General features: G+C 63.5%; 13 protein-coding genes. 7 read left to right on the top strand and 6 right to left on the bottom strand.

Going from position 1 to position 14,572, the window contains the following annotated elements:
• Positions 1-331: 331 nt before the first annotated feature.
• Together AB4Y97_RS20520 and AB4Y97_RS20515 are read right to left on the bottom strand one after the other, a co-directional pair.
• A complete protein-coding gene (locus AB4Y97_RS20520) occupies positions 332-1,546 on the bottom strand; it encodes an NADP-dependent isocitrate dehydrogenase (RefSeq protein WP_442000895.1) in 1,215 nt (404 codons plus the stop codon).
• Positions 1,547-1,657: 111 nt separating this feature from the next.
• Positions 1,658-1,966 (bottom strand): phospholipase A2 family protein, encoded by a 309-nt coding sequence (locus AB4Y97_RS20515; protein WP_442000894.1) that lies wholly within the window; start codon positions 1,964-1,966, stop codon positions 1,658-1,660.
• 250 nt (positions 1,967-2,216) lie between these two features.
• On the opposite strand from AB4Y97_RS20515, the gene AB4Y97_RS20510 reads away from it, so the two are divergent.
• The 5 genes from AB4Y97_RS20510 (at position 2,217) to AB4Y97_RS20490 (ending at position 9,670) form a co-directional block, all read left to right on the top strand.
• Positions 2,217-2,963 carry an RNA methyltransferase gene (locus tag AB4Y97_RS20510; RefSeq protein ID WP_442000893.1) on the top strand — a complete coding sequence of 249 codons (747 nt, stop codon included), beginning with the start codon at positions 2,217-2,219 and terminating at the stop codon, positions 2,961-2,963.
• 64 nt (positions 2,964-3,027) lie between these two features.
• A complete protein-coding gene (locus tag AB4Y97_RS20505) occupies positions 3,028-4,227 on the top strand; it encodes an alpha/beta hydrolase family protein (protein ID WP_442000892.1) in 1,200 nt (399 codons plus the stop codon).
• A 78-nt stretch (positions 4,228-4,305) separates the two neighbouring features.
• Positions 4,306-5,178 (top strand): glutamate racemase, encoded by an 873-nt coding sequence (murI, locus tag AB4Y97_RS20500; protein ID WP_442000891.1) that lies wholly within the window; start codon positions 4,306-4,308, stop codon positions 5,176-5,178.
• A gap of 129 nt (positions 5,179-5,307) precedes the next feature.
• The gene (locus tag AB4Y97_RS20495) at positions 5,308-6,498 is read left to right on the top strand and encodes an efflux RND transporter periplasmic adaptor subunit (protein WP_442000890.1); all 1,191 of its coding nucleotides are present in this window, start codon (positions 5,308-5,310) and stop codon (positions 6,496-6,498) included.
• Between the two features lies 1 nt (position 6,499).
• The gene (locus AB4Y97_RS20490) at positions 6,500-9,670 is read left to right on the top strand and encodes a multidrug efflux RND transporter permease subunit (RefSeq protein ID WP_442000889.1); all 3,171 of its coding nucleotides are present in this window, start codon (positions 6,500-6,502) and stop codon (positions 9,668-9,670) included.
• Positions 9,671-9,697: 27 nt separating this feature from the next.
• Here AB4Y97_RS20490 and AB4Y97_RS20485 read toward each other — a convergent pair whose 3' ends face one another.
• Positions 9,698-10,636 (bottom strand): PLP-dependent cysteine synthase family protein, encoded by a 939-nt coding sequence (locus AB4Y97_RS20485; RefSeq protein ID WP_442000888.1) that lies wholly within the window; start codon positions 10,634-10,636, stop codon positions 9,698-9,700.
• A gap of 115 nt (positions 10,637-10,751) precedes the next feature.
• Here AB4Y97_RS20485 and AB4Y97_RS20480 point away from each other — a divergent pair, with 115 nt between their 5' ends.
• Together AB4Y97_RS20480 and rpsD are read left to right on the top strand one after the other, a co-directional pair.
• A complete protein-coding gene (locus AB4Y97_RS20480; RefSeq protein ID WP_442000887.1) occupies positions 10,752-11,420 on the top strand; it encodes a winged helix-turn-helix transcriptional regulator in 669 nt (222 codons plus the stop codon).
• A gap of 202 nt (positions 11,421-11,622) precedes the next feature.
• Positions 11,623-12,240 (top strand): 30S ribosomal protein S4, encoded by a 618-nt coding sequence (rpsD, locus tag AB4Y97_RS20475; RefSeq protein ID WP_442000886.1) that lies wholly within the window; start codon positions 11,623-11,625, stop codon positions 12,238-12,240.
• Between the two features lie 173 nt (positions 12,241-12,413).
• Here rpsD and AB4Y97_RS20470 read toward each other — a convergent pair whose 3' ends face one another.
• The 3 genes from AB4Y97_RS20470 to AB4Y97_RS20460 all read right to left on the bottom strand — a co-directional run.
• The gene (locus AB4Y97_RS20470) at positions 12,414-13,001 is read right to left on the bottom strand and encodes a Spy/CpxP family protein refolding chaperone (protein ID WP_442000885.1); all 588 of its coding nucleotides are present in this window, start codon (positions 12,999-13,001) and stop codon (positions 12,414-12,416) included.
• Between the two features lie 97 nt (positions 13,002-13,098).
• Positions 13,099-13,650: an RBBP9/YdeN family alpha/beta hydrolase gene (locus AB4Y97_RS20465; protein WP_442000896.1), complete on the bottom strand. Its 552-nt coding sequence runs from the start codon at positions 13,648-13,650 to the stop codon at positions 13,099-13,101.
• Positions 13,651-13,785: 135 nt separating this feature from the next.
• A partial coding sequence (locus tag AB4Y97_RS20460; protein WP_442000884.1) for a methyltransferase family protein occupies positions 13,786-14,572 on the bottom strand: 787 nt, incomplete at its 5' end.

Genomic DNA, 14,572 nt, shown 5'->3' with positions numbered 1-14,572 from the left:
TGAGGAAGGTCGCCGCGCTTACAGGCAACCAGAACACGCTCCCGCAGATCAGGCGAATAGGGCTGGGGCATGGCTTGCCTCCTGGGCCATCTCCCAGTCAACGCACAGATCACCCCAATGGATTCAAGCCCAGATCAAAAGCGCTTTAACCATTGGTTCTCAAATGTGTATAAATTCTTAGAACAAAATGAGAACAATATCAAGCTTGCCGACCACACCCGCGCAACAAAAAGCCCGGCATGAAGCCGGGCTTTGGGTCGTCGCTGTCTCTCGTTCGTCATGCCCGGAACAAGTCCGGCCATGACGAGCGGTGGGTGTGACGGCTGCTCTCTTAAACCGCCATCGCCTTCTTGAGGTTCTCGTCGATCTTGTCGAGGAAGCCGGTTGTGGAGAGCCACTTCTGCTCGGCGCCGACGAGGAGGGCGAGGTCCTTGGTCATGTAGCCGGCTTCCACCGTGTCCACGCAGACCTTTTCGAGGGTCGCGGCGAACTTGGCGAGCTCGGCGTTGTCGTCGAGCTTGGCGCGGTGGGCGAGGCCTCGGGTCCAGGCGAAGATCGAGGCGATGGAGTTGGTGGAGGTCTCCTTGCCCTTCTGGTGCTCGCGGTAGTGGCGGGTCACGGTGCCGTGGGCGGCTTCCGCTTCCACCGTCTTGCCGTCCGGCGTCATCAGCACCGAGGTCATCAGGCCGAGCGAGCCGAAGCCCTGCGCAACCGTATCGGACTGCACGTCGCCGTCGTAGTTCTTGCAGGCCCACACATAGCCGCCCGACCACTTGAGGGCCGAGGCCACCATGTCGTCGATGAGGCGGTGCTCGTAGGTGATGCCGGCGGCGTCGAACTTCGCCTTGAACTCGTTCTGGTAGACTTCCTCGAAGATGTCCTTGAAGCGGCCGTCATAGGCCTTGAGGATCGTGTTCTTCGTGGAGAGATAGACCGGATACTTGCGCATCAGGCCGTAATTCATCGAGGCGCGGGCGAATTCGCGGATCGACTCGTCGAGGTTGTACATGGCCATCGCCACGCCGCCGCCCGGGAACTTGAAGACTTCCTTCTCGATAACCGTGCCGTCCTCGCCCTCGAACTTGATCGTCAGGCGGCCCTTGCCGGGCACCTTGAAGTCGGTGGCCTTGTACTGGTCGCCGAAGGCGTGACGGCCGACGATGATCGGCTGGGTCCAGCCCGGCACCAGGCGCGGCACGTTCTTGCAGATGATCGGCTCGCGGAAGATCACGCCGCCGAGGATGTTGCGGATCGTGCCGTTGGGCGACTTCCACATCTCCTTGAGGTTGAACTCCTTCACGCGGGCTTCGTCCGGCGTGATGGTGGCGCATTTGACGCCGACGCCGTACTTCTTGATGGCCTCAGCCGCCTCGATCGTGACCTGATCGTTGGTGGCGTCGCGGTGCTCCATGCCCAGGTCGTAGTACTTGAGATCGATATCGAGATAGGGGTGGATCAGCTTGTCTTTGATGTAGTGCCAAATGATGCGGGTCATCTCGTCGCCGTCGAGTTCGACGACCGGATTGGCTACCTTGATCTTCGCCATGATCTCACCTTGCTCTCAACTCTGGAAGAAAGCCCGCCGGATGGCAGGCATCGTGGCGCGGGCTATAGCGCGACTGGAGCCGGGGGGGAAGTGTCGACTTTCGGCGGAAATTCAGCGCCTCACGGCCCTCGGCCGGCTTTCCCGGGGCCCGATGCAGGGCGTGGCGCTGAAGAGGGAATTGGCGGTCGCCGCCTTGCTGCGGAGGGTCTCGTCGGTACGAGGATTGGCGATGAGCCCCGCGGTCGCCTTCAGAAAGGCCTTGTCGCAGGAGCAGGCATTGCGTCCGGTCCGCTCATAGCAGAGATCATGCGCGCGGCAGGCCGCGTCCAGGGCATCGACCGGCGCGGCCCGATGGGCATCGCCCATCCCGCACCAATTGCCGTGGAAGAGGGGGGCAGACGACGCTGTGGCCTTACCCACGGATTGGGCCGCCCAGGCGGAGCCGGCCGTCAGAAGACACAAGCAAAAAACTGTCGAAGCGTGACGCAGCCAGGGCACTTGGGACTCCGTTTCGGGGATTTGGTGATATGAGGACGGCTCATGAGATCGGCGGATGATAGAATGACGAAAGCCAAGGTTGGGTTCCTCAAGGCCGGGTTCTCCAGGGTCGGGTTCTTCTGGCGGTGGGGTCCGTCGCGACCGCATCAGACGCCGGAGGGTGGGGCGGCTCATGTCTGACGTCTCCGGAAAACCGATCATCATCCTCGTCGAGCCCCAATTGGCCGAGAATATCGGCATGGTGGCCCGCGCCATGGCCAATTTCGGCCTGTCCGAACTGCGCCTCGTCTCGCCGCGCAACGGCTGGCCGAAGAAGGGCGCGCATTCGGCGGCCTCCGGCGCGACGCATGTTCTGGAAGGCGCGAAGCTCTACGACACCGCGCGGGAGGCCATTGCCGACCTGAATTTCGTGTTCGCCACCACGGCCCGCGAACGCGGGCAGATGAAGCGTGTCTTCGCGCCCGAACCCGCCATGCAGGAGACGCAACGCCGCATCGCGGAAGGGCAGGATGTGGGCATCCTGTTCGGGCGGGAGAGGACGGGACTCGAGAACGATGAGATTTCGCTCGCCGACGCCATCGTCACCTTTCCGGTCGATCCGAAATTCTCGTCCCTGAACCTCGCCCAGGCCGTGCTTCTCGTGGCCTATGAATGGCACAAGCGCGAGGCCCAAGGGGCTTTGCCCTTTACGGGCGAGAGACGCTCGCCGCCGGCCGAGCGGGAGAAGATCACCTCCTTCTTCGACTATCTCGAAACCGAACTCGATGCGGTGAACTTCTATCCCGAAGACAAGAAGCCGATCATGGCCCGCAACATGCGGGACATCTTTCATCGGCTGGAGATGACCGAGCAGGACGTTCGCACCCTGCGCGGGGCGATTCGTGCCCTAGCGGAAGGTCGCAGGTTGAGAAAGCCTTAAAGAAGTTCTGTTACGTTGCGGCGTAGGGCGCTTTCCAGGCGCCTGCTTTCGATCGGTATCCCTCATGCGCCGTGCGTTGACGAGCCTTCTCCTTCTCGGTTCCTGCCTTGCCGCTCCGTTGGCCTATGCGGCATCGCCGCCCAAACAACCGGAGCAGGGGCCGGGCGGGACGGATTACACGATCGCGGAGATCGTCAAGCGTGGGATCGGAACCGCGAGCAGCGGCACTTATGTCTTCCATGGTGCGGGTCCCGCTTCCGAGCCTCGGCCCGTCGTGGTGTTTCTCCATTCCTGGGGCGCGGTGAACCCGGCGCTCTACGGCGGCTGGATCGACCATCTGGCGCGCAGGGGCTATCTCGTTCTCTACCCGCGTTTCCAGGAAGTGAACCGTTCACGGCCCGCCGACGCCTCCGGCCTGGCGGAAACCCTGATCCGCAATGCCCTGGCGACCCTGTCCGAGGATGCAAGCGCGCGGCCTGATCTCGAGCGCGTGGCCTATATCGGCCATTCTGCCGGTGTCCTGATCGCGCTCAATCTCGCGGCGGGCGCCGGTGCCAGCGAAATTCCCTCTCCCAAGTTGATCTTCGGCCTCATGCCGGGCGGCATCGCCTCGACCGAGAAGGAAAAGGGCATCCTGCTGCGGGATCTCTCGGCCGTCGATGCGTCGACCCTGCTCATCACCATGAGCGGCGACCGCGATTATATTCCGAGCGACCGGGCCTCGCGCCGGATCCTCCAGGAAACCACGGGGATTCCGGCCAGCCGCAAGCTCTTCATGCGGGTCGCATCGGACGACCATGGCTATCCGGCCCTGACGGCGACCCTGGCCTCGCCGGGCTCTCCGAAGCCCGACTATGACGCCGCCGCCATAAAACTTATGCCGGATCCGCCCCGCGATCCCAAACAGAAGAACACATGGCGCTGGAGCGCGGACATGGCGCTCACCGGCCCGCAGACCATCCTGACCCAGCAACTCGGCAACAACGGCACCGATACGCTCGATTACCTCGCGTTCTGGAAAACCTTCGACATGGCGGCCGAGGCCGCCTTCGCGGGCAGGGATGCGGCGTCATTGCGGCGCGATCCGAAATTCATCGATATGGGGACCTGGACCGATGGCTGGCCCGTGCGACGCCTCTCGGCAGACATGCCGAAGGTGCAGGGTGACGAGGACAAACAGGAGAAGGGCCCGCGCCGCAGGTTGAATCTGGCGCCCACGGAAACCAGGCAGAGCCTGTCGGAGTTTCTGAACGGCCGTTCGTAGACCTGGGCATTCTCGCGAAGGCGGATCGGCTTTGCGAAGAGAAAATACGGCAGAACAAGGCTTCGAGAGGGGGCTTGCGTGCACGTCGATCTTCTGGCCGGAACGGCCTATAACCTGGCTGCCATGCCGTCGCCTGTCCCCACGATCCTGGTTTTCGATTCCGGCCTCGGTGGCCTCACCGTCTTCTCCGAAGTGCTGAAAGCGCGCCCCGACGCGCGCTTCGTCTATGCGGCGGACGATGCCGCTTTCCCCTATGGACGCCTCAGCGAGGACGCCTTGGTCGCGCGGGTCATCGAGGTGATGGAGCGGCTGATCGGCCTCTGCGATCCCGATCTCGCGGTGATCGCTTGCAACACGGCCTCGACTCTCGTGCTGCCGCGTCTGCGGGAGCGCTTCGCGATACCGTTCGTCGGCACCGTCCCGGCGATCAAGCCGGCGGCGCAAATCTCGCGCACGGGTCTCATCACCGTTCTCGCCACGCCCGGCACGGTGGCGCGGGATTACACGCGCGGGCTCGTCGACGCCTATGCGGCCCGATGCAGGGCGAACCTTGTCGGATCGACGCGGCTTGCCGGCTTCGCCGAGGCGGAGCTGGAGGGACGCCCCGTTCCGGATGAGGACCTGCGCGCCGAACTGCTTCCCTGCTTCGCCGAGGACGAGACGGGGCGAACCGACGTGGTTGCGCTGGCCTGCACCCATTACCCTCTGCTCCTGCCGCGCCTTCAGGCGCTTGCCCCATGGCCAGTGACCTGGATCGATCCGGCTCCGGCTGTTGCCCGGCGCGTCGTGCAGCTCATGGGAGGCCCCGTTCCCGGCCATGAGGCGGATGAGGGCGAGGCGATTGCCGTCTTCACGGAAGGGCGAGGACTCGGATCCGCCCTGAGGGATGCCCTGAGGGAGAAGGGCTTGCCCCTCCTGGCCGTGGAATCCCTGCCGCTCACACGGGCCTGACGGATTCCCAGGATTTCGTCAGGATCAAGGCGGCTTGCGGCTTTTGCGCACGACTTCGTGTGCGGCGCGAACCCGGCGAGCTTTGCGGCGTAGTCATGGGTACGAAGGCGCATAAGCGCGGGGAAGCCCATGGTCGAAACCGCGCCGAAGGCATCACGGATATTCCGTGGCGTCCTGACGGCATTCATTCTTCTTGTCATCGTTGCCGGCGGTTATGTCGGATGGAAGCGCTTCGGTCCACAGGCGGCTTCGTCCCGCGCCGCCGAAGCGGCGCAGCCGGTTGCGCCTGTCCCGGTTCGTGTCGCGACGGCCGAAACGAGCGACATCCCGGTTTATCTGAATGGCCTCGGCTCGGTTCAGGCGTTCAATACCGTCACCGTGCGCTCGCGGGTGGATGGGCAGATCGAGCATATCGCCTTCACGGAAGGGCAGATGGTCAAGGAGGGTGATCTCCTGATCCAGATCGACCCGCGGCCCTTCCAGGCCGCACTCGACCAGGCGGTGGCGAAGAAAGCGCAGGACGAAGCCATGCTCGTCAGCGCCAGGGCGGACCTGGAGCGGACGCGGCAGCTCCTGACGCGGGACTTCGCCACCAAGCAGCAATTCGATACCCAGCAGGCTGCGGTCAATTCGCTGATCGCGCAGATCCAGGGGGATCAGGGGGCCATCGACAATGCCAGAACCCAGCTCACCTACACGACGATCCGTGCGCCGCTCACGGGGCGCACCGGATTCCGGCAGGTGGATCAGGGCAACCTCGTCCATGCGACGGATACGAACGGGATCGTCGACATCACCCAGATCGAGCCGATCTCCGTTGTTTTCACCGCTCCGGAATCGGAATTGTCGGAGATCAACAAGGCACAGGCCCAGGTGCCTCTGAAGGTCTGGGCTCTTTCGCCGAACGCCAAGAATGTCCTTGCCGAAGGCCAGCTGACGCTCGTCAACAATCAGGTCGATACGGCGACCGGTACGATCCGCCTCAAGGCAAGGTTCGAGAACCACGACCATGCCCTCTGGCCGGGAATGTCGGTCGATACGCGCCTTCTCGCGCAAACCTTGAAAGGCGTCGTCACCGTGCCGGGCACAGCCGTGCAGCGCGGGCCGCAGGGCCTCTACGCTTATGTCGTCAAGCCGGACAGGACAGTCGAGCTGAGGAATCTCGACGTCGGAATCATCACCACCGACAAGGCCGTGATCAAGAACGGCCTGGCGGCCGGCGAGACCGTCGTGACATCGGGGCATTATCGCTTGCAGCCGGGGGTAGCCATACAAGTCGTCGACAATGCACCCCAGCGTGTCGCGGCCGAGGAGAAGTAGCATGGGCGGCGGCATCTCTGCGCCTTTCATCCGATACCCGGTCGCGACCACTTTGCTGATGATCGGCATCCTGTTCGCAGGGCTTGTCGCCTACCCGTTCCTGCCGGTCGCGCCTCTGCCGCAGATCGACTTTCCGACGATCCAGGTTTCGGCCCAGCTGCCGGGCGCAAGCCCTGAGACCATGGCCTCCTCGGTGGCGCAGCCGCTCGAGCGGCAATTCGGCCAGATCCCGGGCGTGACGCAGATGTCCTCGACCAGCGCGCTCGGCTCGACCTCGATTGCGATTCAGTTCGACCTCAACCGCAATATCGACGCCGCCGCGCAGGATGTTCAGGCGGCCATCAATGCGGCGAGCGGGCAGTTGCCGAAGAACCTCCCGAACCCGCCGACCTATCGAAAGGTCAACCCGGCCGATACGCCGATCCTGATCATCTCCGTCACGTCGGACACCTTGCCCCTGACGGAGGTCGACGACAATGCCGATACCAAGCTGGCGCAGCAGGTGAGCCAGATTTCCGGCGTGGCACAGGTTTCGATCGGCGGCGAGCAGAAGCCGGCGGTCCGTGTCCAGCTCGATCCGGCGAAGCTCGTCAACAAGAACCTCTCCCTTGAAGATGTCCGCGACAAGCTCGCGATCTCGACGGTGGACAATCCGAAAGGGTCGGTCGACGGCACGAACCGCAGCTTCACGATCTATGCCAACGACCAGCTCGTTCGGGCCGAGGAATGGAACGACGTCATCGTCGCCTATCAGAATGGTGCGCCCGTCCGCGTGCGCGATATCGGACAGGCCATTGCAGGACCGGAGAACAGCAAGCTCGCAGCCTGGGCGAACGGCAAGAGAGGCGTCTTCCTCGTCGTCTTCAAGCAGCCGGGCGCGAATGTCATCGACACCGTCGATCGCATCAAGGCGGCGCTTCCGCGCCTGCAAGCCGCCATTCCACCGGCCATCAAGATCGCCGTCCTGAGCGACCGCACGCAGACGATCCGCGCATCGGTATCGGATGTGCAGTTCACGCTGATGATCACGATCGCTCTCGTCGTCTTCGTGATTTTCCTGTTCCTGCGGAGATTGTGGGCGACCGTCATTCCGAGCGTCACCGTTCCGCTCGCGCTTCTGGGTACGTTCGGGCTGATGTATCTGGTGGGCTACAGTCTGGACAACCTGTCCCTGATGGCATTGACCATTTCCGTCGGCTTCGTGGTCGATGACGCTATCGTCATGCTGGAAAACATCTTCCGGCATGTGGAGAACGGCGAGGATCCGATGGAGGCCGCCTACAAGGGCGCGGGCGAGATCGGCTTCACCATCCTGTCGATCAGCATCTCGCTGATCGCCGTGTTCATCCCGCTGCTGCTGATGGGCGGCATCATCGGGCGGCTGTTCCGGGAGTTTTCGGTCGTGGTCACCATGACCATCGCCGTGTCCGCCATCGTGTCCCTGACCTTGACCCCGATGATGGCCTCGCGCCTTCTCAGGCCGGTGAAGGAGGGGGAGCGGCACGGACGGCTTTACGTCTGGATGGAGCGTTTCTTCATGGCGCTTGAGCACGGCTACGAGCGCGGGCTCGACATGGTTCTGAGACACCAGTTCCTGACGTTGCTGCTGTTCTTCGGCACCCTTGCCGCGACAGGCGTCCTGTTCGTGGAGATCCCGAAGGGATTCTTCCCTCAGCAGGATACGGGATTCATGCTGGGCACATCGGAAGCCGCGCAGGATATTTCGTTTAAGGACATGTACCGGCGGCAGCAGCAGCTCGGCGAGATCGTCAGCCGCGATCCGGCCGTCGCCACCGTTGCCATGGCCATCGGTGGCAACGGTGCTTCGACCCTCAATACCGGGCGCATGTATATCACCCTGAAGCCGAAATCGGAGCGGACCGCATCCGCCACGCAAGTGATCGCCCGCTTACGTCCGCAGCTCGACAAGGTCGAAGGTATCCGCCTGTTCCTCCAGGCGTCGCAGGATATCAATGTGGGAGGGCGTCAGGCGCGCACCCAGTTCCAGTACACCTTGCAGGACGCCAACCTGGACGAGCTCAACGATTGGGCTCCGAAAGTCCTGGAGAAATTGAAAGCGCTGCCGGAGCTGCGCGACGTCGCCACCGACCAGCTAATAAACGGCACGACCCTGACCCTGACGATCAACCGGGATCAGGCCTCGCGCTTCGGTTTCACGCCGCAGCTCATCGACGATACGCTCTATGACGCGTTCGGCCAGCGTCAGATCACGCAGTATTTCACCCAGCTGAACAGCTACAACGTGGTCATGGAAATCCTGCCGAATCTGCAGGGCGATACCGAGACCCTGGACAACATCTACCTGAAGTCTCCGATCACCGGGCAGCAGGTGCCGCTCTCCACCTTCGCGCGATGGACCACCCGCAAGATCGCCCCGCTTTCGATCAACCATCAAGGGCAGTTTCCGGCCATCACGATCAGCTTCAATCTGGGGCAGGGGGTGGCTTTGGGGCAGGCGACGCAGGCGATCGAACAGGCTCAGAGGGAGCTCAATCCGCCCATTTCGCTGCTCGGCACCTTCCAGGGCAATGCCCAGGCATTCCAGGCCTCCCTGTCGACGGTTCCGCTGCTCATCCTGGGGGCGCTTGTCGTGGTCTACCTGATCCTCGGCATCCTCTACGAGAGTTATATTCACCCGATCACTATTCTCTCGACGCTACCATCCGCCGGCCTCGGAGCGCTGGCGACGCTGATGCTGTTCAACATCGACTTCAGCCTCATCGCCTTCATCGGAGTCATCCTCCTGATCGGCATCGTGAAGAAGAACGGTATCATGATGGTGGATTTCGCCATCAGCGCGGAGCGGGGCGAGAATCTCTCTCCTCGCGATGCCATCCGCAAGGCTGCCCTGCTGCGCTTCAGGCCGATCATGATGACGACGATGGCTGCAATGCTCGGTGGCGTGCCGCTGATGCTCGGGCACGGAGTCGGCTCGGAAATCCGCCAGCCCCTCGGCTATGCCATGGTGGGTGGCCTCATCGTGAGCCAGGCGCTCACGCTTTTCACGACGCCTGTGGTCTATCTCTACCTGGACCGCCTGTCGCTCGCGGCCCGCGCCTGGTGGCGGGGCGGACGGAAAGAGCGGGTCCCGAAGGAGGCTCCCGCGGTTGTGCGGGCTCCCGAGGAAGTGCCGGCACAGGCCGCGGAATGACCTTTTCCGTTCGGAGGCGCTATTCTCTCAGTCGAGCTTCGCGCCATAGGTTCTGAGATATTTCATTCCGGTATCGCACATGACGGTGACGATGGTCGCGTCAGGTCCTAGCCGTTCGGCCAATCGCAAGGCTGCAACGACGTTGGCGCCGGTGGACGTCCCCGCGAACAGGCCTTCCTCCCGGGCGAGCCGAAAGGCCATGGCCACAGCCTCTTCCGTGGAAACCTGTTCAATTTGATCGGCGGTGTCCCCCTGCCAGAGCGGCACGACGAAGCCCGCCCCGACGCCGTCGATTTTATGAGCACCGGGCCGGCCGCCCGACAGGACCGGGGATTCGGAGGGCTCGACGGCAACGATCCTGACCCGTTCGTCATAGCGGCGCAGGGTTTCCCCGATACCTCGAAGGGACGCCGCAGTCCCCACGCTCTGGACGAAGCCGTCGATCCGTCCCTCCGTCTGAATCCAGATTTCCTCCGCCATTTTCCGGTAGGCCGCCATCTGGTCCTTATTCTTCATCTGATCGGTCCAGTAGGCTCCCGTTTCGACCGCGATGACGCGGGCGCCCTCGATCATGTCCCGGGTGAGTTTCTCCGTCATGCCTCCGTTCTCGCTTCGAACGATTTGAAGCCTGGCCCCCAGCAGTTTCATATGGTCCAGTTTTTCCCGGGCGAAGGCATCCGAAGTCACGATGTGCAGCGGATGTCCCTTGACCGCGCAGATCAGGGCCAGGGACACCCCGGTGCTGCCGCCGGTATATTCGACGACCGGGCCGCCCGCCGGGAGACGCCCGTCCGCCGCCGCCGCTTCGATCATGGCAAGCGCCATCCGGTCCTTCATGCTGCCCGTGGGGTTTTCGCTCTCCAGTTTCAGCAGGATGCGGGAGCCGTTCCCGGGCACGACGTTGCGCAAGGCCAACAAGGACGTGTTGCCGATGCAATCCAGGATGTTCCGCCGCAATTCGCTCATGATGCCTGTCCCTCTTCCGGGTCTGGAGATCCCTCGGGCTTAGGCTTTAGCAGACGGCGTGTCAGGTACGGAATCCGGACTTCTCAAGCCGGCAAGGCCATGTTAGCGCTCGGGCATGACGGGTTATGGTCAATTCTGTTCCGTGGCGCGCGCCCACGAGGCGTTGGGTGGTCGCTGGACCCTCCTCGTCGTGCGCGAACTCCTCTGCGGGAGCCGGCGCTTCAACGATATTCGTCGCGGCATACCGCGAATTTCCCGCACCATGCTTTCGGAGCGATTGCAGGAGCTGGTCTTCGTCGGAGCAGTCGCGCGCATCGATGGCGAGCATGGTCCCGAATACGATCTCACCGAAGCGGGCAGGGAGCTGGCGACGCTGGTGAGCGCCCTGGGGACCTGGGGACAGAGATGGCTGCCGAGGCGACCCGGGGACGAGGATCTCGATCTGGAGCCCTTGCTCGTCGACATGCAAAGACGCGTCCGCTTCGAGGCGCTGCCCAAGGACCCGATCGTCGTCCGCTTCGAGATCGACGGGCGGCAGCCGCCACGCTTCATGTTGCTCAAGGCAGCGGAGGCCTCGCTCTGCACCCGGAATCCCGGATTTCCGGAGCCGTTATGCGTCCGGGCCCGCCTTTCCGCGCTGGTCGCATGGTGGCGGGGCGATGTCGGTTTCGTCGAGGCGCAGCGGATGGGCCTGGCGGTCGAGGGCCCGAAGGCGCTCGCGAATGCATTTCCAGACTGGTTCGACCGATACCTGTTCGCCCATGTCGACCTCGCCGCACCGTGAGTTTTCGGGTCGCTCGTCCGGCCATGACGAGCTTTCTTGACTCTCCTGCGATTTTCCCCTAGGCCATCCCGGTTCGCGCGGTCCGTAAAAGGCCGCGCTAACTTTTTACGCACCCGTGGCCCGGCTCGTTCCGGCCTGTCGTCCCGAAAGGGAAGAGGAGGGCGCGTTCCTCAAAACCGTTCGATTCCTGAGAGGAACCGCGATGTCGAAGCGCATTCAGGCCAAGCACAAGCTTGACCGCCGCATGGGTCAGAATATCTGGGGCCGCCCGAAGAGCCCCGTCAACCGCCGCGAATACGGCCCCGGCCAGCACGGCCAGCGCCGCAAGGGCAAGCTCTCCGACTTCGGCACGCAGCTGCGCGCCAAACAGAAGCTCAAGGGCTACTACGCCAACATCACCGAGAAGCAGTTCCGCCGCTACTACGCGGAAGCGATCCGCCTCAAGGGCGACTCGGGCGAGAACCTGGTCGGCCTGCTCGAGCGCCGTCTCGACGCGGTCGTCTACCGCTCGAAGTTCGTTGCGACCCCGTTCGCCGCGCGCCAGTTCGTCAACCACGGCCACGTGAAGGTCAACGGCCGCCGCGTGAACATCCCGAGCTTCCTCGTGAAGCCCGGCGACGTGATCGAGGTGAAGGACAAGTCGAAGCAGCTCGAGGTCGTCGTCGTGGCGAGCCAGCTCGCCGAGCGCGATGTCCCGGACTACATCGAGGTCGATCATTCCAAGATGACCGCCCGCATGACACGCATCCCGACTCTGTCCGAGGTGCCGTATCCGGTCCAGATGGAACCGAACCTCGTGATCGAGTTCTATTCGCGCTAAAGCACCGGCCCCAAAAGTGGATTCCACTTTTGGGATCATCCGATGCTCTCTTTATCGAGAGCGCATCGTTCGGTGCGGAAAAGTGGGATCCACTTTTCCGCACGAGGCGCTAAAAGCCGCGAGAACCGGTCGCAGATATGGAAAGGCCGCCCATTGGGCGGCCTTTTTGTTTGTTACGGCTGCTTCGGTGGCTGGGCCGGAGCTGCCGGCGGCTGGCCGCCCGGCTGCGTCATGCCGGGGCCGCCGTGCTGCATCATGCCCATATGCCCACGGGCACCGTGATGGCGCCCGGCTTCGCGACCCGGACGGCCTGCATTTATTAGGATCGGCAGAAGGCGCTTCTGGCGGTCGTCGAGGGAGGCCCAGAGGGGCTTCATCGCGGTCGAGAGAGCATTGAGGTTCTCGGCGTTCTTCGTCGCCGCGGTCGAGCGCAGCTCAAGGCGCTGCATCAGGTCGGGTCGCTCCGTACGGGACCTTTGCTGACGGAATTCCTCGATACGCTGGATGCGGGTTGCCGCCTGGGCCCGAAGGGCCTGCTCGACGGGACCCCAAAGCTTCTGCTGATCGGGGGTGAGCTTCAGGCCGGCCTGGATGGCGGCAATGCGGGCATCGGTCAGGGAATCGAAATCCGCGCGGCTCATCTGCGGACGAGAGCCGGGGCCGCCCGGTCCGCCCGCGGGAGGAGGAGCCGGTTGCGCGTAGGCCACCGTGCCGGCGAGCGCCAGGGCGGAAGCAGCGGATAGGATGGCGAATTTCTTCATGCAGATCTCCTCCTTGAGTGGGTGAGGGCAGGATGAGCCGATCCTGCTCTCGGTCAGGTGACCGCCACATGAACTTTTCGTCATGTTGGAGGAGCTGTCAGAGAAGCTTGAGGAATCCTGCAAAGCGCATCAGGCCCTCCGGCCAGGGGCCGTGGCCGCTATCGGTATCGATATGCCCGGCATCGCCCGCATCCACGATGGCCGAGCCCCAGGCATAGGCGATGTCCTCTGCCTTCTCGTAATCGCAATGCGGATCCGTCCGGCTCGCCACCAGCACCGAGGGAAAGGGCAGGGGATCGCGGGGAATCGGCGCGAAGGTGCGGTCGACGGCCGGGACGAAGCCGGGCCGCTCCACGTCCGGCAGCCCGACGAGAAACGCGCCCTGGACCTTGTCCAGGGGCAGAAGCGGGGCCGCATGGGCGATGGCGATGACGCCGAGGCTGTGGCCGACGAGCACGACGGGCAGTTTGGCCTGCTTCACGTCCTGCACGATCTTCTCGACCCATTCGTCCTTGTTGGGGGAATCCCAGCTTTCCTGCTTGACCCGGCGCGCAGTCGAGAGCTGGCGCTCCCAGCGGCTCTGCCAGTGGTCCACGCCTGAATCTTCATAGCCGGGGACGATAAGGATGTCGCAATCGGAGGTTTTCATGGTGCGGAGGTAAAGGTCCATGGGACAAGGTTCAAGATAGTCGGCCTGAAGATCGGTCATGTTCGTTGCCATCCGCTGCCGGAAGCCGAACGGACGGGAGCCGATCCATCCTGGAACCTGCGGCGGCGGCTCGCCTCAATAGAGGCCGGGGATCATCCGCCACGTGCGGCTGCAATAGACATCATACTCGTCACCGAACTGCGTGCGCAGCAATCTCTCTTCCGCGTTCATCCGTGCGAGAAGCGGCGGGATAAGGAGCGCCGTGAGCAGTACGCCGACCCCGGAACGAAAGGCGAGGGCCCACCCCAGCGCGTTGATGAGCAAGCCCAGATAGCTGGGATGGCGGATGACGCCATAGACACCGCTCGTCTCCAGCCTATGCCCTGGTTGAATGGCCACCAGTCCGCTGAACCGACGGCCGAGCACGAAGACCGGCCAGATTCGCAACGCCCCGCCGGCGGCGAAGAGGATGACGCCGAGCCAGCGAATGGCATCTCCGTCGAAGACCCAGAACCCTTTGCGTTCCGTGTAGGCGGGTAGATAGGCAGCCAGCACCCCGATCAGCGCAAAAACTGCAATGACCCAGCGGTTGGCACGGTCCTCGCGCTCGCCGGGGCTCAGATTGCCGCTGCTGAAGAGCGCCGCACCGGACAGCGCGAAAAGGACGATCGTCAGGGCGGTCCGGGAAGGAGGGGAGAAGAAGGCGGCAAACCCGCCCGCGCCGAGGATGGCGAGCCCGAGATAGGCCAGGGTCCCCACGATGGTGATGAGCGCTAAAGCGCTTTTGATCTGGGCTTGAATCCATTGGGGTGATCTGTGCGTTGACTGGGAGATGGCCCAGGAGGCAAGCCATGCCCCAGCCCTATTCGCCTGATCTGCGGGAGCGTGTTCTGGTTGCCTGTAAGCGCGGCGACCTTCCTCA

Source organism: Microvirga sp. 2TAF3 (assembly GCF_052114965.1).
Lineage (GTDB): Bacteria > Pseudomonadota > Alphaproteobacteria > Rhizobiales > Beijerinckiaceae > Microvirga.
The sequence above is the reverse complement of the archived record's forward strand: the minus strand, read 5'-3'. Positions and strand labels throughout refer to the sequence as shown.

Bases quoted from the DNA above. Each gene is read 5' to 3' on its own strand.
- AB4Y97_RS20520 (WP_442000895.1), bottom strand. From the start codon at position 1,546: ATGGCGAAGATCAAGGTAGCCAATCCGGTCGTCGAACTCGACGGCGAC.
- AB4Y97_RS20510 (WP_442000893.1), top strand. From the start codon at position 2,217: ATGTCTGACGTCTCCGGAAAACCGATCATCATCCTCGTCGAGCCCCAA.
- AB4Y97_RS20505 (WP_442000892.1), top strand. From the start codon at position 3,028: ATGCGCCGTGCGTTGACGAGCCTTCTCCTTCTCGGTTCCTGCCTTGCC.
- AB4Y97_RS20495 (WP_442000890.1), top strand. From the start codon at position 5,308: ATGGTCGAAACCGCGCCGAAGGCATCACGGATATTCCGTGGCGTCCTG.
- AB4Y97_RS20490 (WP_442000889.1), top strand. From the start codon at position 6,500: ATGGGCGGCGGCATCTCTGCGCCTTTCATCCGATACCCGGTCGCGACC.
- AB4Y97_RS20485 (WP_442000888.1), bottom strand. From the start codon at position 10,636: ATGAGCGAATTGCGGCGGAACATCCTGGATTGCATCGGCAACACGTCC.
- AB4Y97_RS20480 (WP_442000887.1), top strand. From the start codon at position 10,752: ATGACGGGTTATGGTCAATTCTGTTCCGTGGCGCGCGCCCACGAGGCG.
- rpsD (WP_442000886.1), top strand. From the start codon at position 11,623: ATGTCGAAGCGCATTCAGGCCAAGCACAAGCTTGACCGCCGCATGGGT.
- AB4Y97_RS20470 (WP_442000885.1), bottom strand. From the start codon at position 13,001: ATGAAGAAATTCGCCATCCTATCCGCTGCTTCCGCCCTGGCGCTCGCC.
- AB4Y97_RS20465 (WP_442000896.1), bottom strand. From the start codon at position 13,650: ATGAAAACCTCCGATTGCGACATCCTTATCGTCCCCGGCTATGAAGAT.